Source organism: Shouchella tritolerans (assembly GCF_025770735.1).
Lineage (GTDB): Bacteria > Bacillota > Bacilli > Bacillales > Bacillaceae_D > Shouchella > Shouchella tritolerans.
On record NZ_JAODPB010000003.1, the window covers coordinates 167,892 to 185,381 of the forward strand.

The following is a 17,490-nucleotide window of genomic DNA, read 5'->3' on the forward strand; positions in this document are numbered from 1 at the left end:
TTTTTTATTTAAAATCATGTAGACACTCGGACGGTTAGGTGTCCTAAAATTATATCATAGCCTTTACTGCAGCTATAAACTTTCATTTAGATTGTTTCCTCACACTCGCCGACCCAGAAGCTTCGCTCGGGGAGAAAGCCTTGGCAACGACGTTTATCTTAGTGAAGCCAGCGAAAGTGGGAGAAGTAGTATATGACTTGTCGAAAGCGAGGAAGGTGAAGACTGGGGGGAAGGGTACGCCTAATGCTAATAAAAAATTCTCTGAAATGAGTGCTGATGAACAATTAGCTATAGCAAAGCAGTATTCACGGAGAGCACCAATCGAAGTACCAGAAAACGCGAACATGAAGGCTAAGTCAATGGCTGGTGGTTATGAACAAATAACCTACAAATGGAATGACGGAACATACAAATACGAAGTAAGATGGCACACTAGAACTTCTGGAGCACCTGCTGATCAAGGAAACACTTGGGTAATTCAAAGAACAATTCCAGGTAGTGGTGGGAATAAACCACAATCCTTCTTCAAGATTGGAGAAAATGAGTGGGTTGAGGGGTATAAATGGTATGATGCAATTGCCGCCAGAAAAGCGGGAACTGCTACTCCAGAACAAGTTAGAATTTTAGATCAGGGGCATTGGAAGGAGTAAAGTATGAAAACGGAAATAGTTAATGATTCCTACTATACAGGGTTTGAAGGAGAGCCTGAAATTGCTTTTGTCTATGAAAAGACCAATGAAAGACAAGTTCTTAAAATGTGGACTGGTTACTTTGAAACCATGTTAGATTTAATGTGTCATTATGAATCTTACAATGAGGGTATTTTGCATGAATATTACGTTCATGAAGGTTGGTACGAGGAAAGTCCTTGGGAATTAACAAATCTTGATGCTACTATTCGGTTGTTTAAATCATTTAATTTACAAAGCGTGGATGTAAAGGCCGTTGATGCATCTCCGAATATTGTACCCACGCTTCCTGAAGTTGCACGTGAGATTACACATTTTTTAGAACAAGCCAAGAGTAATGAAAGCAATGTATATATAGTTTATGATTAATCTTATATGTTCCGCCCGAGCATCAAGCACGGTTCATTAAGAGGGCGAGAAACAACGAATTCAAGCAAATTCGACTATTTTAGTAGATGTAGGGGACCGAAAGACATTCTATCGTCACTACTTACGTAATTAAGAAACAACACTATGATATTATGAACAAAGTTTGATTCGATAACTATTCAATTGATTATAATGCTGAGGATTTAATTGGCAAGAGATGGTTTAGTTATGATTGACTTTGATACCGATATATGGGGTTGGAATACCCAATGTCTAAATGGAATGGATTAATACCTTTAGGATATTTCCTAAAATCACCTTGATTGGCTATATGCCTTTCAAGGTTTTTTACTTTAAGATCTTTATGGTTAAAAGCAAAATTACTTTTGAATCAAAAACTCATGATGGTTAGCAAACATACTAGATTAGCTGCAGTAACATCTAAATATAACTACTACACTTACTACTTGATTTAAATTTACACATGAGAATGACAAAGCTCATTGTGATAAATAAGGAAACAAACTTGTATATAAGAAAATGAATGAATTCAATAAAAGGAAATGTTTTATGTTAAGTAGACATTGAAAAATTCTTATGTGAAATTCATAACTCATGAAGGTTGTACCATCATGGAATAACGTTTAATTATAATGAACTGCTCCCGAAAAATGGACACTTTAAAAAGTTCGTTACTTGGGTTTTTGTGTTCTATTACAACTTAACCCATTATAATCCAATTAACTAAGAAGAACGAGGAATGTAAAAATAAGTAAACAGTTTTACTATTCTTGAGTAGAAGCAGTTAGAATTTAAACCATTTCCCTGTCAGTGCCATCCTAAGCAATGAACAGGCGCTGCAAGCGTGCCGAGCGCCAGCGATGGGAGCAACCCATGCCGTTACCCCGGCGTATTTCCCGTTATTTGCGCGCCTATCGACTTTGCCCGCAAACGCGACGGTCTCGCCGGCAATCCTGACACGGCAACTAAAACAGCTGGTGCCGATCCAATACCAATGGTACCAAGCCCAACTCCGTACCCAAGCGATTCAAACGGACACGTCGAAAGTGGTCGCTACAGGAGAGCATGATTTTACGGATGAAGAAGTCGCAGCCATCCAAGCGTACCTCGAAAACAAACCTCCGGGTGACGGTCGCATCATAGCCGAAGTCGACGACGAGGTATACAACAATGGGCGTTATCCCGGGCCGACCATGGATGCCCGTGTCGGCGCTGATGGGATCGCGTATAAGAACAACATTATGACCTTTGGGCCAGTAGCCGACTTTTTCTTCGGCGACTTCCTCACGCTGGCAGACCCTGAAGCTTCGTTCGGGGAGAAAGCCCTGGCAACGACGTTTATCTTAGTGAAGCCAGCGAAAGTGGGAGGAGTCATCTATGACTTGTCGAAGGCGAGGAAGGTGAAGACCGGGGGGAAGGGTACGGTAAAACCTAATTACGTGCCTAAGGATAGCAGTGGCAAAAAATTAGGATTACCAAAAAATATAGATGGGAAATTGGTAAACGGCACTACTCACAAACCGGATTCTATGAATCCACACACTCAAATTGGGATTAAAAAGGGTCGAAGAGGAGAATATATTCAAACACTTGAGTGGGGAAGAAACGGGAAGCCGATCCAACGGACAGACTGGACAGACCATGGTAGAGGGGATCATGTAAACCCACATTCACATCAAGCTATTTTTAAGGATGGATCATGGAGCTTTAAAGAATAATTCTTAGAGGAGAAAAATCATGGGCTTAAAGGAACCAGCTTTTATACTAAAGATACGTGGTAGTGATTATTTTAATGAAGAGCTTTCTTGTTTAGGTTGTCAATTTGCTGAAATTTTACTATCCCTTAAGGATTATACAGAAAGCTATGATTGGTACATTTTTGATGTATTAGGTACTAGTAAGTCGTCTTTTCACGAGGTGTTTCCTAAGAACCCACAGAAAGGTTGTACTGTACTTTCAACAGATGAATTGATAGAAAAAGTAAAAAGGGTGATACAATTTGAGTCAGGAGTATTTATAGCTGTTGAAAAAGGGAAAAAAATTAATTGGCATTTCGACCATTTACCTGAAACTGAAGAAAGTGAGGGGTTACAACATCCATTAGCAGAAATAGAAATTCGTGCTTTTGATTATTCATTTTTTGAGATTTTTGGTAATGATATTAAAGTGAAAAAAACAATATTAAGTTATTTTAGGAAAAATTAAATCTGGGAATAAAGGGGTTATTAACCTTGATCGGCCACATGCCTTCAAGATTTTTTCTTGATTAAAAGAGAATGGCTGACCGGGGTATACGTAGTATAAGGAGCATTCGTGAGGGGATTTCCTAAATCCATCGACTACCGTATGGAGTTTGGTTGTTTTTCCACTACGACTGACTCTGATCTGCTGGAGTGACCCAAGTTTCGGAGGAGATTGTAAATACCAACTGCGAAGCCAGTTATGCCGGATCGTGGTGTACCAGAACACGATGTGACGAGCAGAGTAACACATGAAGAATATGAAGCGTTTTACCAGATAATTCAACAATCAGCTGTTATTGCTAGGATGGGCTACACATGTTACTTCCATGGTCGAGGAACAGGAACATGCTCTAAATGAAAGTCGCTGTTTTAGCGGCTTTTTTGTTTTATCGGTACAAGTTCTGTCCTGATCAAGGCCAAGAACTTGTACCAATGCCGTATAGGACAAGAAGATGGTTAATTGCGGCACTAAAAAATCGTCGGCACGATTCCCCCGTCCATTCGAATCGGGGAGCCTTTGAAGGCTGAGGCGTGAGGGCTGCATATAAAAGCAGCGAGTCTGCCGATCTCCTCTGGCCTGATGAAGCGCTGAATTTCGGAGTGAGGCACATTGGAGGCCATAAATTTTTTTTCTTTTTCGGAAAAAGGCAGCTCCGGTTCCTCTTCCATGAACATGCCTTCAATGATTTGAGCTACATTCTCCGATAATGTAGGACCTGGCAGAATGGTGTTGACTGTCACTTCAGCGCCTGCTGTTAATTTGGACACGCTCTTTGCCAATGACAGCAGCATTGATTTAGTCGCGGCATATTGAGGCATAAGTCCTGAAGGCATGACGGCCTCTTCGCTTGCGATGAAGATGATCCGGCCGAAGTTTTGGCTCAACATTGTCGGCAAATAAAATCGCACCAACCGGTTGGCAGCCAGTACATTTGTACGAAAATACGTTTCCCACCCATCATCGTCGACATGTTCATATTGCTTGATTTCATAAATGCCCATATTGTTAACGAGAATGTCGATGCTCGGGAAATGCTGACATAGCGTTTCCATTTGCTCTTTATTAGTGAGATCACCCGCTGCATTTTGAGGCGAGGTGGATGGAAATTTTGATTTGATCTCCTCTACCGTTTGCTGGACCGCTTCCTGGTTCCGTCCGTTAATGAGGACGTGAACCCCTTCCTTGGCAAGCTCCAGGGCAATCGCTTTTCCGATGCCTCTCGTCGAGCCTGTGACTAAAGCCGTTTTATTCGTTAATCCCATTTCCATCTTGTCATTGCTCCTTCTGTTTCGGATAGAGACTATAATAACTTGTCTTCATCGGCCAGTAACTAGCCGTCTCCGCCAACATTCTTGCAGAATACGCCAAAAGGCAAAGACAAGATGGTTGGGCCTAGAATACAATACCAAGACCTAGGCAAAAAGCTTGTTAAAACGCTGTTTTTTCTAACTTCATCAACCGCCAATGTGCCGGGGTATCGCCTTCCCATATGCGAAAAGCGCGGTAAAAAGAGTTCTGGTCTTCATATCCGATCAGGGAAGCAATTTGTTTAATATCAAGCGAAGGGTCTGCCAGGTAAGCGCGGGCTAGTTCATGCCTAGCTTGCATTAATAACTGCTTGAAGCTTGTATGTTCTTCCGCAAGTCGGCGCTGTAAGGTGCGGTCACTGATCCCGAGCTCATGCGCGGTCCCCCCAATGTCAGGACATCCATCGGCGAGACGGCGCTTAATGATTGATTTCACCTTCTCGGCAATGAAATGGATGTTGTCGTGTTCATAAATTGTGCGGGCCAAGGCAGGCGTCAAAATCTCTAGCATTTCTTCGTTATAGGAGACAAACGGCCGATTCAGATCGCTTCGGCGAAGGATTAGCCGGTTTCCTGTGGCATCCGTGCAGATCGGGCAGCCGAAGTAAGCTTCAAGTGTCCGTGAATCACCCATCGGTTGGGAGAATACAACGTGATAGGCAGACAGGTTTGTTGCTGTCCCTCGTCGTCCAAGCTCCAGAAGACATGCCAATGTTAAGCCCATCAGCATGGGCGGACCAGCCAACTCGCGTCCGCCATAGAGCCACTCCAATTCGATGATGCATAGCTCGCCATCCTCGATGATGCGCAGGTTTTCGGGAGGGCATAACTGTTTATACTGAGTCATTCGACGTAGCGCGTCGTGATAATTGCGAGCGTGATAGGTTGCCAAGAGCGACGGTGGATATTGGGCAGTTTCATAGGTGGTCGCAAGTTCGATGATCGCTGCCGCTGTTTCTCCTGCAAGTTCAAAATAAGCCTGCCAAATTGCAAAATAATGAGTTATCGTTACAGCAGGCTCGGACATAATGGTCATTGGCAATCGGGCTTGGCGGGCTACTTCATGGGCAGGGATCCCTAATCGTCCAAGTCCTTCCCAGAGACCTGGCGGGATCTTAATTCGGTCAGCAGGTACCAGATTCATCAATCTACGTCCTCCTTCAGCAAGTCCAAGTAGAATAAGTATACATAGGCTTGTGTTGAAAATATAGATGGAAATTGGTAAATGGCACTATTTTCAAACCGGATTCGATCAATCCATACACTCAAATGGGGATTAAAGGGTAGAAGAGGAGAATACATTCAAACACTTGATTGGTTAAAACATCTATTAGCGGAAATAGAAATTGGTGCTTTTGAATATTCACTTTTTTAAATGATATTCAGCCTTGGGAGGATGCGGGTACCTTGGTGTTTTGGATTCGTTTTTTCCTTAACAGATCTGAACAATAGAAAACACCCTTTTGAAACTTCCTACACAGGCTGAAATCCGCCATATGTGTAGGAGTGGTTTCAAAAGGATTGGATCGCTTTTTAGAGCGTTTTTATTTGTCAAAATCAGACAGATTGTCGTATTTTTTATCTAATTCATAGCTGAACCAACGGCCGTTTAAGACTTTTGTCAGTAATTCTGTTTTTTGTTCGTCTGTGATTGTATCATCTTTTTCGATTGCTGCAAGAACATCCGTATAGCTGTAATCTTTTGAGCCCATCTCGGCTGCAGCGGTTGAAGAATCGGCATTCAGGAATAAGATATTTTTCTCGGCGTCTTTGCTCCATTCTGTCCATTCAGTCAAATCATTTCCGTTTGGATCGCCACTGCTCATAAATTCAAAGAGATAGTCTTGGAATAAGGCGCTCAATTCTTTTGCTCCATCCGATTCATACGCATCGCCAACTAAACTTGTATAATTTTGACTGTCTGTATCAAATAAAGGAACAAACACCCCGTGGTAGGAGCCTAACTTTGCCATGTCTTCACCAACCACATCGGCCTCCTCGCCAAACTGTATTTCCATGCCATAGATAGGTGCTTCATAACGGTCAGCCATTTTCTCAGCTGATTCTTCAAGGTTAAACAAGCTGTATAATTGACCACCGTACTTGTTGACAAATGCATATTGATTCGCAATCTCTTCATCGGTATCAATCCGCCCATCTGCAACAGATTCAGCGAAGTAAGGGTCAAAACGACCAAACAGAGAAAATTCCTGTTCGCCAGTCAGCATGAACAACGGAACGGAATGATACGTAGTCGTGTCAAAGCCCTCTTCTGGAATCACTGTTCCGTCATTATACAAATGCGGGAAAACACTCATGCGGATGCCGGCGTTCCCCATCAGACTAACTAGACGATCTCCCTCTAATTGATATAGATACGCTTTTACTTTTTCGTCAGACGTTAACAGCCATTCAGCTGCTTCTTCTTCGTTTTCCTTGATGCCGTCTTCGACAACTAGCGGTGCGATTGCTTCAGCAAAAACCTTTTGGCTTTTTTCTTCATCAGCGATGGTCATGCCGCCGCTGAAGGATATCGCTTTGTCAAATGTGCCTTCAAAAGTTGGTGAAATCAACATTGCCATAACATCACGACCTCCGGCTGAAAAACCGGCAACAGTTACGTTATCGCTATCTCCGCCAAAGTTGCGAATATTTTCCTGAACCCAATCTAGAGATTTGCGCAAGTCAAGCATGGTGTAGTTTCCGGAGTTTTCTTCGTCGCTTCCTGTTTTTAAAGCGGGTAGTGGATTAAAGCCAAGAGCGCCTAACCGGTAATTTACAGAAACGACAATCGCATCATGATTTTTTACGAATGAAGCGCCAGAAAGCTCCTGTGCGTTGCCTGTTTGATTATTGCCGCCATGGATATAGACTAGAACGGGCAAATTTTCTTTATCATTATTGGGACGGTAAATATCGAGATTTAATGCGTTCTCGGACCCCACAACTCCATCAGCTCCTGCCTGTAGAGCGACTTCGCCAGCCTTTGTTGCATCTCGTTCCTCTGTCCACGGCTCTGGATCTGTTGGTGCCTTCCAACGATTGTCTCCAGAGGTATCTCCTCCATAAGGAATTCCCATCCAGATGAGTGCTTGATCTTCTTCGTAACCCTTAACCATACCGAATTGTGTTTCCCGAAGAGTTGCGTCTTCAGCCGTTGCAGTTGTCTCGGAATTTTGGGGCGTTTCGGCGTTCGGACTTGACGAATCCGTTTCTGAATGTTCATTTTGACTGCAGCCAGCAATTGTCAACATGATTAGGGCAAGTGCTGTCCACTTGTGTTTTCTTCGTTGTCTCATTTGTGTTCCTCCCTTAGAAATATAAAAAACCTAAACCTCTTTCGAATCCGATTCAAAAGAAGTTTAGGTTATGCCCCGAAGGTTACATTCCAAACGTATTTAAATTTTCCATATCATATCACAACAAAAAAACGCTTTCAATGATTTTTTGACATTTTTCAGTGTTCGTTCTGTAGTCGATGCAAACTTAAAAAGGATCAAATAGTTATTCTTGTCACACATTTTTCTTGTGGAAATCACGCTACTGTCTGTAATAAAGCAAAGGATACAGCCCAAGAAAAAATGCCAAATAGGATTAGAACCATGAGTACAATTTCAAAAGGGGTGCGTTTTCTTTCCTGCTTGGTTTTCTTGAGCTTTCTATAAAAAACAAATGCACAAACTACTAGGATCAAGTGGCTTAAATCGGACAATGATTCCAAAAAAGCGATCATAAATGAGCGACTCCAATCGTATTAATCTGGCACTGCATTTAATGGGCATGTAGCTTACGTCATGTCCGCGTGTTTTCTGTTGTTTTAAGCTCCAGCAATGCCCTCAAGTCGTCTTCGTTTAGCACTAAGTCTTTGACTGTATATTGCTCAAGCACCTGCAAATACGCGGCGAGTGCTTCGTGCAATACGCCTTTTAATCGGCAAGCGGGATTTAATATACAGGTGTTTGTCTCGCGGTTAAAGCATTCAACGAGCTCAAGGTTGTCTTCCGTCTGTTTGACGACTTCGCCAATGTTAATCTCCTCCGGCTCTTTCGCCAAGCGAATCCCGCCATTCCGTCCTTTGACCGTTTCAATCAGACCAAGCTTCCCGAGTTCGTGAGTCACTTTCGTTAGATGATTATAAGAAATGTGATAAATATCAGCTACTTGTTTGACGCTGGACAGTTTATGCTTTGGTTGTAAAGCTAAATACAAAAGGAGACGAAGCGAGTAATCCGTATAAGAGGTTAATTGCATAGTTTTCACTCCAGAAAGTCATCTCTTCTACAGCATATCATAATTCTGCCATGTAGAAGGAAAGGGGCGCTCGTTTGTGGCGAATTTTCAACAATGCGTATAATATGCATTTTAAATATTGATTTAAGAGGGCGAATGGCATACTTTAAATATATATATAAAATACTTATTTTAAGTGAGGCGATCACTCATGAGTACTGTGATGTTAAAAGAAGAATCGAAACGATTGGTGAAAGCAACCGTTCCTATTTTAGCGGAACACGGAGAAACGATCACGAAGCATTTTTACAAGCGAATGTTTCGCCATCACCCTGAACTATTAAACGTATTTAACCGAACCAATCAAAAAATAGGTAGGCAACCTCAGGCACTGGCCAATTCGATCTATGCTGCCGCCCAGCATATCGACAATTTGGAAGCGATTTTACCTGTTGTGAAACGCATCGCCCATAAGCACCGCAGCTTAAATATTAAGCCGGAACAATACCCGATTGTTGGTGAAAATCTCCTTGCCGCCATGAAAGAAGTATTAGGAGAGGCAGCTTCTGATGATGTAATTGAGGCGTGGGGAGAAGCGTATGAAATCATTGCCGGTGTGTTTATTGAAGTAGAAAAGCAAATGTACGATGAGGCCAGCAAAGCTCCTGGCGGGTGGAGTGGATTTCGTTCTTTTGTTGTAGAGAAAAAACAGCAGGAGAGCAAGGCGATTACATCGTTTTATTTAAAGCCGAAAGATGGAAAGGAAATCGCCTCTTACGAACCAGGCCAATACATGACGGTAAAAGTGAATATCCCTGGTGATACGTATACCCATATGCGCCAATACAGCTTGTCAGACGCTCCAGGTAAAGGATATTATCGGATTTCCGTAAAGCGGGAAGAGGGCAATGCCGAATGTCCTCCTGGTGTCGTCTCTAATTATTTACATGAGCATATTGGTGAGGGTGACGTACTAGAAATGACCGCTCCTGCCGGTGATTTTACTTTAAAACAGGAGGAAGACCGCCCGATCGTTTTAATCAGCGGCGGCGTTGGCATCACGCCACTTATGAGTATGTTTAATACCCTGATGCAGCAAGGAACAAAACAAGAGGTGACGTTTATCCATGCTGCCATTGATGGAACCTACCATGCGATGCATGACCATGTAGCTCAGACAGCGAGTCAGAAAGAAAATGTCCACTACGCTGTCTGCTATGAACGCCCTACGTCAGAAGACCAGATGAATCCTTATATGAAGAAGGAAGGATATATCGATGAGCAATTCCTTCGTTCCATGATAGAAGATCATCACGCTGATTTTTACTTTTGTGGGCCTATTCCTTTTATGAAAACGGTTTATCACATCTTGAAAAACTGGGGCGTTCCAGAAGAACAAGTCCACTATGAATTTTTTGGTCCAGCGGGGACGCTCGCTTCTTCTTAAAAGCGTTCTTGCCCCATAAACAAAACGCACGAATGTTTACAAAGCGACATTCGTGCGTTTTTTTAAACGGTAGTAAAGTCTGGCAACCGTATAGCGTTTTTTAGTAACTGTTACTTACGGGTAATGCGTGGCCGGAAAGGGATCATACGTTTCTGCTACTTCCATTCCTCTTGAAGGATCGCGATATGGGCCTGTAATGCATCAAATGCTTCAATCGTTATGTGGCTAGCGGCCATATATTTCATTAATGCTGTTTCAGTCTTTTCGATCGAGCGCTTTGCCAATTGATAGGCTCCCCACTTTTCGAATAGGAACGTCGCTTGGGATAAAGAGAGCAGTGAAGCATAAGCGATGACGTTCATTTCCTGGCGATAGCGTTGGACCACTTCCACTAAGCGTTTGGCTGATAGGTCAGCTTCGTTCAAGACGACAAGCCGCACAGGGTTCGAATACATGCGCCATTTGTCAGGCAACTTTGTTGGATCGCCTTCTGTTTCGTGGTTAAATGGCTCATATTCATGGTAAAGGTGGAATAACGTTTCGCCTGCTTTTAATGCCAGTAAGCTCCCGCCATCTGTATAGGCAACGCCGGCGTTTTCGCCAATTATGCGAATGCCTCCGTGCAGCGTGCTTGCTACGCCAGACCGTTCATGGACAGTAGCGCCCATTTCAGCTAGAGTCAGCACGTCCCCTTCCTTTACGACCCTGTATAACGGAATGGGATTGACGCAAATTGGCATCTGTTCGGACCATTGGGGGTAGTCGCTGTAAATCATCGTAATGCCCCGTTTTTTCTTTGCTTGAATGCTCGCTTTGCTGTTGCTCGTACCGCCGACGAGGGGGATGCCGCGGTGTTTTGCATAGGAGAGCAAAGCTTGAGTCATCGTGCCGTCGCCGGGCATGCTAAACATCCCTAATTTTGTTAAGTGACGCGCTGTTTTTTCAGCAAATTGCAGCGCGGTCATTCCATGGGGTGAAAGCCCGGCTAAAATATGCATGGCCCCGATGGCGGGGTGATGCGCTTGGATCGCAGCCATGACAACAGGGTTGAAACCACTTAAATAGACATGGGGTTCCATCTCATACTGGCGGATTAAATCAGCTACTTGTTTTTCCAAACCGTCTGTTTTGATTTCGATAGACAGGATTAATTCTTTTTCTTTAGCATAAACCAGCACTTCTTCAAGTGTCGGGATTTTGGCATCTGGATAAAGTTTGTAACGCTCCTCCCACTCGGAATGGTCGGTCTTGTTCGCTGTCAATTGCTTTAATTGTGCGAGTGTCAAATCCTTCACATAGCCGCTTCCATCTGTCGTTCTGTTTACCGTGTAATCGTGGATGACGACTGGAATGCCATCTTTAGATATCATAATGTCAATTTCAACTGCTTCAATGCCCAACTCGACAGCGAGTTCGATTGCAGGCATTGTATTTTCAGGCGCTAATGAACAAACACCACGGTGGGCAATTAACAAAGGCTGTTGATTTGTGCTATTTTCCAATTGGTACGATTGTAAAGCAGCAGCTGCTTTTTCAGATAATGGCGTTTCGATGCCTTGGACGCCAATGGCAGCTAACCGGTGTATCGCTAATTCGCTGTTAGCCCCGTATGCCCATATTGTAATCGCCCGGCTGCGAAAGTAATGGACGATTTCAGCAGTGATTGCTTCCGCTTGTACTAGTATTGTAAAACACTGGCATTGGCGGATTGCGCGAATGGCATCGTCTCTTTTTTTCTTAGGCAACATCTGCCCAGAAAGACGCAAGGCTCCCCGATATTCATTGTTCCATGTTCGCATTGCTTCAATAATGGATGCTTGGCGAGAAAGGATAAAGACATCGTCTATCCCTTTCGTCTTAAGCAATTGATGGACATAAGGAACAAGGAAGTGCTCGTTAATCTCGATCATAGGCAGCATTTTTTGTTTAACCGTATCTAGTGCCTCATCAAGCAGTACGCCACGATTGCTGGCGACAAGTTTGCCGTTTCGCCATTCCGCTTTGAACAGAATAGAAGGAACATTGGCGGGCAGAGCGTCAGGCATACCGGTTGAGCCATCGATGATTGTAGGGCTTGCGACAAGAGCGGTTTTCGGCTCATTGACTTCTAGCACCTCTTCTTTAATAGAAGGTCTCGGAACAAGTGACGGATCGCCATTAGGGCCGAAAAGCAGTTTTCCTGGAGTTGGATGTGGCTGTTCCACAAAATCAACAGCAGGGTTTTTCGTGTCAATCGCGCTGACTCGTTCAAGGGAGCGTCCTTTGGCAAAAACACCAGGATGAGAAGAGAGGCCCATACAAAGGGCATTTTTAAAAACAACTGCATCGATAAGCTCCTTGTCTCGGTTAAGCAATACGACGGCATCGCCGCTGTTGGCCATTTGGAAGTTTCCGCAGCCCCAATCGCAGTTTGGAATGAGCTTAGGGACAGAGTCAATCGTTGTCTCCATTTCAAAATCAGCAGTAACGCCATATAATTTTTTTACCGCTTGGGCATTGCGGGCAATTAAAGCAGCAGAATAAGGGGCAAGCGTCGCTCCTTCTGGGAAATTGTACATTGCTTTATTCGCAACACCATTTTCTTCTACTTTATTGCCGAAGTAAAAGCCGCTAATGTCAATTGTTTCGCCAGTTATATTGGCAATTTCGACATATTCGTTTGTGCCTTCATCAAAATAGGGCGTGTACATAAATTCAGTAATTAAAAGCGACTTGCTCGGGGAGACAGGAATCCGTTTTGGCGGTCGTTGGATCGGCCCAGCGCGGAAAGCAGTGCGCAAATCGCTAGACTCGGAAATACGGTGTATCGATTGGCCATTGCCATCAGCACGCGCTGTTACGCCACGATACTGTTTTCCCCGGTAGGTAATATCTTGCAAGTAAGGCACAAAATCAACGATGCGGTCATGTCGATCCATTAGCAACAGCTTGTCGCCGTTATTGGCAAGGCGTATTTCGCCTGTAGACCAGTTCGCGTCGAGCATTGTTGGCACATCAGGGTCATCGTAAAGGCGGTTTGTGCTGAACCATGGGAATTCAAAGTCTGGAACCGCGCCATAAATGGCTTTAAAGATTAAACTAGACTGGGATAAAAACAGCTCTTGTCCAGGATGAATCAAAGTGCCATCAGGAAATTGCGCCATCCCTTCTCCTTCCCCGAGAAAAAGGCCATCGCCTATTTTGAATCCACTTAAATCAACGGTTTTGTCCTCAACGTTTTTTATGGCGACAAATTCTTTGCCATCATCTGCAGCGGGGGCGTCGTACATGTACTGGGATATAACGACTTTAGGAATGGGTGTGTCTAAAGCCCCTGTTTGTAGCGATTGTTCGGCATAGACCGTCCCAGGGGTTGCCGGACTCATTGGTAGAAAAACGGTTTGTTCTGTACTCCCGGCAGGAGGCAGCGCGAAATGAACCCCAAAACCGCCGGAAATGTCTGTAGCTTGATAACTTGCTTGAACCACCTCTTGTCCTGACAAGTTGTCAACAATAACGACAGCCCGTGCTTCACTATTGGAGAAAGCAGGAATATTCCCTGACACCTCACTCACTTGGTTTGAGCTTAATTGGCTCATGTACCTGCGGTTAAATGCCCCAAGGGTTTGTCCGCTCGTATTCAGCCAAAATACATGTGCTTGTTTGGGCAGGATCGTAATCGTCTCAAGTTCAAAAGGACGATCATCACGGCTATCTTCAGGATAGCGGAAGAGCAAATGGTAATCAGCGGACGAGTCCCGATTTCCAACAGACAAGCTGATGGAAGAGTTGTTGTATATTTCGAAAAACTCATAATCGTCTCTGCCGTAATTATCTGGGTGGATTTCAGTAATTAGCAGAGCCGGTGTTGGTTTATTAACATGCATGGAAAGATAATCCTCCTTCATATTTAGCAATACTCTGCAACATATTCATACAAGCTCCGTTTCGTAAGTTTTTTTTGCTGTTTTGTGCTCAAAAATGGCGTTTCCCCAACCTGAACAGGTTCAGAATTTGATTGTGGACTTCCCTCCCTTGTGAATGGGTTGATGCGCATCTACCATAAAAAAAGAGACAAGCGGAGAAAAAACAAGCGTTTTAAAAAAATAATTAAATGATGATGAAAGAAGCGCCAGTGGCGGGGTAAATGATGTGTAAACATTTTTAAGAGAGCAAACGGGAGAAAACTGCCAAAAAGCGGTGCCATTCTTTGTTTGTAAAGCGATACTGGATTTGTATTTCTTTAAAAAAATGTAAGTCTTCGGTTAATTTCCGTATTTAATAAAAAAGCTATGGTTAAATGGACGTACATTCCGGCTAAGGAGGAAACGTGCTTCCATGAAACAGGTGGAATTAATCAATGTAACAAAGTCATATGACAGAGAGACAAATGTCCTAAATGAAATTGATCTTGAAATTGAGCAAGGGGAGTTTTTTGTTTTAGTTGGCCCTTCTGGTTGTGGCAAGAGCACATTGCTCAGAATGATAGCGGGCCTAGAAGAAATGACGGGAGGAATCTTAAAAATAAATGGCAGGGAAGCAAATAGGCTTGCCCCGAAAGACCGCAACCTATCGATGGTTTTCCAAAATTATGCGTTATACCCCCACTTATCCGTAGAACAAAATATTCTATTTGGCTTACATGCAAAAAAAGTAAATAAAGAGGAAAGCAAACGGCGTTTGCAAGAGGCAGCTGAGATGATGGGACTTACGACGCTGTTAAAGCGAAAGCCGAGGGAACTTTCAGGCGGTCAACGGCAACGGGTAGCGCTAGCGCGCGCTGTTGTCAGTGAAGCTCCATTGTGCTTGATGGATGAGCCGCTCTCAAATCTAGACGCAAAACTAAGAGCTCATATGCGCATTGAAATCCGGAGATTGCAACGAAAGCTCGGCTTAACGATGATCTACGTGACCCATGACCAAATTGAAGCGATGACAATGGGCGATCGTATTATGGTGCTAAACGATGGACATATCCAGCAAGTAGGCAAACCAATTGATTTGTATAACACACCGGCGAACTTATTTGTTGCTACGTTTATTGGTTCTCCAAAGATGAACATAGGCAAAGCCCGTTTTATATCGGAGAATGGGCAGCTGCTTATAGAAGAGACGATCGTCTTGCCAATCAAACAGCCATTAGACAGCAATCTATTAGGACCGCGATTGACGATTGGCATTCGTTCTGAGCACATCCGCTTTGAGAAAGAAAAGCCGACCGTAACATTGCTTGTTGCTAGTGTTGAACAGCTAGGGAATGAGACGGTCGTTGTTTTCGAAGTGGGCAAGGAGTTATGGACGGCCAAATGGAGTGGGCAATGGGCAATCACAGCAGGCGACCTCGTACCAGTCGCGATTGATATGGCCCATATCAGTTTCTTTGACTCGGAAACAGGCAAGCTCTTGAAACCGGCAGCCACCAATGTCCAACAAGAGGTTGTCGCCTTATGACGGAACCGTATGTCTATGTACCTGAACAGACAAGCACCGCGAAAAAAGGAAAACGCAGTACGAGGCATTTTGCCAAAGGCATGCTGTTTTTATTTCCTTCTTTGTTTTTGTTTACTGTGTTTCTGTTTTACCCAATGATACGGACGTTGTATTTAAGTTTCTTTCTGACAGATAACCGCGGAATGGCAACGGTCTTTGTCGGTTTCGAGAATTTCATGCGTATTTTTACATCAGATCTTTTTTTAAAATCACTCACATCGACCTTTTTATTTGTGCTTTACACGGTGCCAGGAACGATTCTCATCAGTTTGTTTTTGGCTATTATCGCCAATGAGCGGCTAAGGGGAATCGGTATATTTCGGATGGTGTTTTCTTCGACGATGGGCATATCAGTAGCGGCAGCATCTGTATTTTGGCTGTTTTTGTTCCATCCTAGCATCGGTTTTTTGAACCAGCTGCTTGGCTGGCTCAACGTCGGCTCAATCGGATGGCTAACAGATCCGAAATGGGCGTTATTTTCTGTTTCTGTCTCAACGATTTGGATGAATATAGGATTTACATTCCTCATTTTGTTAGGCGGTTTGCAGTCCATTGACCGCTACTTGTATGAAAGTGCCGATATTGACGGCGCCAGCTATTTTTACAAATTAAGGCGGATTACCATTCCAATGTTATCGCCGACGCTGTTTTTTGTTGTCACTGTCACCATGATTAATGCGTTCCAGACATTTGGGCAAATTGACATGCTCACTAGAGGTGGACCGCAAAATGAAACGAACTTGATCGTTTATTCCATTTATCGGGAAGCTTTTGTCAATTACCAATATGGAACCGCCAGTGCGCAAGCAGTTGTGTTGTTTGCGATCATCTTGCTTATGACGATCGTGCAATTTAAGCTTGGCGAAAAGAAGGTGCATTACCAATGACGTTGACATGGCGTAAAAAGCTTCTCTTTTATTTGCTTCTCACCGTTTCTGCTTTTGTGCTATTTGCACCAGCGATTTTAGCAGTTTTGATGAGTTTTATGACAAGCGCAGACACACTGACAGGTAAAGTGATCCCATCGGTGTGGACGTTCGACAATTATATTCAAGCGTTTCAACGGTTTCCGCTGTTGAATTACTTGTTGAACAGTTTGATTGTTTCGCTCGTCATTATGGTCGGCCAACTGATTCTATCAAGCTTAGCTGCTTATGCGTTTGTGTTCTTAACGTTTAAAGGCCGGGATATGCTGTTCTTTTTATTTGTGGCGACGATGATGATTCCGTTTGAAGCGTCGATCATTCCGAATTTCCAGACGATCCGTGAATTAGGGCTTGTCAATACGTATCCTGGTTTGACATTGCCGTTTTTTGCGATGGCATTTGGGACATTTTTGCTGCGGCAGACGTTTAAGCAAATTCCCGTTGAGCTAAAAGAGGCGAGTGAAATTTTAGGAATGGGCGACTTTAAGTTTTATTTAACGGTTGTCTTGCCGATGGCACGTACAAGCCTTGTCACACTTGGCATTTATGGCTTTCTGACTTCTTGGAATATGTATTTGTGGCCGCTTCTTGCCACTACTGATGACACCGTCCGGACTGTGCAAATTGGCTTAAAGCAATTGCAATCGCAAGAAACGTTAAACCAGTGGGGCGTTGTCATGGCAGGGGCAGTCATTGTGATTCTCCCGACGCTAATCTTGCTGTTTCTCGGCCAGAAGAAATTGCAGCAAGGCCTAGCTGAAGGAGCGCTTAAATAAATGAAAAAGGAG

The 17,490-nt window shown here is 43.7% G+C and carries 13 protein-coding genes; 8 read left to right on the forward strand and 5 right to left on the reverse strand.

The features are described from left to right. Positions 1–140 precede the first annotated feature (140 nt). From N6H06_RS11285 to N6H06_RS11300, 4 genes are all read left to right on the forward strand, one after another. Positions 141–650: a hypothetical protein gene (locus N6H06_RS11285; RefSeq protein ID WP_263706606.1), complete on the forward strand. Its 510-nt coding sequence runs from the start codon at positions 141–143 to the stop codon at positions 648–650. A gap of 3 nt (positions 651–653) precedes the next feature. Then, entirely contained in the window at positions 654–1,058 is a 405-nt protein-coding gene (locus tag N6H06_RS11290; RefSeq protein ID WP_263706608.1) for a hypothetical protein, read from the forward strand. Between the two features lie 881 nt (positions 1,059–1,939). After that, entirely contained in the window at positions 1,940–2,797 is an 858-nt protein-coding gene (locus tag N6H06_RS11295; protein WP_263706609.1) for a hypothetical protein, read from the forward strand. A gap of 19 nt (positions 2,798–2,816) precedes the next feature. Continuing rightward, positions 2,817–3,284 (forward strand): hypothetical protein, encoded by a 468-nt coding sequence (locus N6H06_RS11300; protein WP_263706611.1) that lies wholly within the window; start codon positions 2,817–2,819, stop codon positions 3,282–3,284. Positions 3,285–3,790: 506 nt separating this feature from the next. Here the strand turns inward: N6H06_RS11300 and N6H06_RS11305 are convergent. The 4 genes from N6H06_RS11305 to nsrR all read right to left on the reverse strand — a co-directional run bounded on the left by N6H06_RS11305 (position 3,791) and on the right by nsrR (position 8,881). Beyond that, positions 3,791–4,591: an SDR family NAD(P)-dependent oxidoreductase gene (locus N6H06_RS11305; RefSeq protein WP_062748812.1), complete on the reverse strand. Its 801-nt coding sequence runs from the start codon at positions 4,589–4,591 to the stop codon at positions 3,791–3,793. Between the two features lie 160 nt (positions 4,592–4,751). Beyond that, on the reverse strand, positions 4,752–5,774 hold the full coding sequence (locus tag N6H06_RS11310; RefSeq protein WP_263707287.1) for an AraC family transcriptional regulator: 1,023 nt from the start codon (positions 5,772–5,774) through the stop codon (positions 4,752–4,754). A 400-nt stretch (positions 5,775–6,174) separates the two neighbouring features. Next, the gene (locus tag N6H06_RS11315; protein WP_263706613.1) at positions 6,175–7,929 is read right to left on the reverse strand and encodes a carboxylesterase family protein; all 1,755 of its coding nucleotides are present in this window, start codon (positions 7,927–7,929) and stop codon (positions 6,175–6,177) included. 493 nt (positions 7,930–8,422) lie between these two features. Continuing rightward, complete coding sequence (gene nsrR / locus N6H06_RS11320; protein ID WP_062748806.1) at positions 8,423–8,881, reverse strand: nitric oxide-sensing transcriptional repressor NsrR; 459 nt, start codon at positions 8,879–8,881, stop codon at positions 8,423–8,425. A gap of 190 nt (positions 8,882–9,071) precedes the next feature. Between nsrR and hmpA the strand changes: the two genes are divergently transcribed. Next, positions 9,072–10,307: an NO-inducible flavohemoprotein gene (gene hmpA / locus N6H06_RS11325; protein ID WP_193754501.1), complete on the forward strand. Its 1,236-nt coding sequence runs from the start codon at positions 9,072–9,074 to the stop codon at positions 10,305–10,307. Positions 10,308–10,462: 155 nt separating this feature from the next. On the opposite strand, the gene N6H06_RS11330 is transcribed toward hmpA, so the two are convergent. After that, on the reverse strand, positions 10,463–14,173 hold the full coding sequence (locus N6H06_RS11330; protein ID WP_263706615.1) for a lamin tail domain-containing protein: 3,711 nt from the start codon (positions 14,171–14,173) through the stop codon (positions 10,463–10,465). 451 nt (positions 14,174–14,624) lie between these two features. Between N6H06_RS11330 and N6H06_RS11335 the strand changes: the two genes are divergently transcribed. Genes N6H06_RS11335 through N6H06_RS11345 form a run of 3 tightly spaced genes read left to right on the forward strand, consistent with a single transcriptional unit; the run spans position 14,625 to position 17,478 of the window. Continuing rightward, complete coding sequence (locus N6H06_RS11335) at positions 14,625–15,737, forward strand: ABC transporter ATP-binding protein (RefSeq protein WP_062748802.1); 1,113 nt, start codon at positions 14,625–14,627, stop codon at positions 15,735–15,737. Continuing rightward, entirely contained in the window at positions 15,734–16,663 is a 930-nt protein-coding gene (locus N6H06_RS11340) for a carbohydrate ABC transporter permease (RefSeq protein ID WP_062748800.1), read from the forward strand. The genes N6H06_RS11335 and N6H06_RS11340 overlap by 4 nt, the downstream gene beginning before the upstream one ends. Then, a complete protein-coding gene (locus N6H06_RS11345; protein WP_263706620.1) occupies positions 16,660–17,478 on the forward strand; it encodes a carbohydrate ABC transporter permease in 819 nt (272 codons plus the stop codon). Before N6H06_RS11340 ends, N6H06_RS11345 begins: the two co-directional genes overlap by 4 nt. Positions 17,479–17,490: the final 12 nt, after the last annotated feature.

What these genes read in the sequence shown, in the direction of transcription:
- nsrR (WP_062748806.1), bottom strand. Translation starts at nt 8,881, where the DNA reads ATGCAATTAACCTCTTATACGGATTACTCGCTTCGTCTCCTTTTGTAT.
- N6H06_RS11315 (WP_263706613.1), bottom strand. Translation starts at nt 7,929, where the DNA reads ATGAGACAACGAAGAAAACACAAGTGGACAGCACTTGCCCTAATCATG.
- N6H06_RS11345 (WP_263706620.1), top strand. Translation starts at nt 16,660, where the DNA reads ATGACGTTGACATGGCGTAAAAAGCTTCTCTTTTATTTGCTTCTCACC.
- N6H06_RS11330 (WP_263706615.1), bottom strand. Translation starts at nt 14,173, where the DNA reads ATGCATGTTAATAAACCAACACCGGCTCTGCTAATTACTGAAATCCAC.
- N6H06_RS11340 (WP_062748800.1), top strand. Translation starts at nt 15,734, where the DNA reads ATGACGGAACCGTATGTCTATGTACCTGAACAGACAAGCACCGCGAAA.
- N6H06_RS11300 (WP_263706611.1), top strand. Translation starts at nt 2,817, where the DNA reads ATGGGCTTAAAGGAACCAGCTTTTATACTAAAGATACGTGGTAGTGAT.
- hmpA (WP_193754501.1), top strand. Translation starts at nt 9,072, where the DNA reads ATGAGTACTGTGATGTTAAAAGAAGAATCGAAACGATTGGTGAAAGCA.
- N6H06_RS11295 (WP_263706609.1), top strand. Translation starts at nt 1,940, where the DNA reads ATGGGAGCAACCCATGCCGTTACCCCGGCGTATTTCCCGTTATTTGCG.
- N6H06_RS11305 (WP_062748812.1), bottom strand. Translation starts at nt 4,591, where the DNA reads ATGGAAATGGGATTAACGAATAAAACGGCTTTAGTCACAGGCTCGACG.
- N6H06_RS11310 (WP_263707287.1), bottom strand. Translation starts at nt 5,774, where the DNA reads ATGAATCTGGTACCTGCTGACCGAATTAAGATCCCGCCAGGTCTCTGG.
- N6H06_RS11290 (WP_263706608.1), top strand. Translation starts at nt 654, where the DNA reads ATGAAAACGGAAATAGTTAATGATTCCTACTATACAGGGTTTGAAGGA.
- N6H06_RS11335 (WP_062748802.1), top strand. Translation starts at nt 14,625, where the DNA reads ATGAAACAGGTGGAATTAATCAATGTAACAAAGTCATATGACAGAGAG.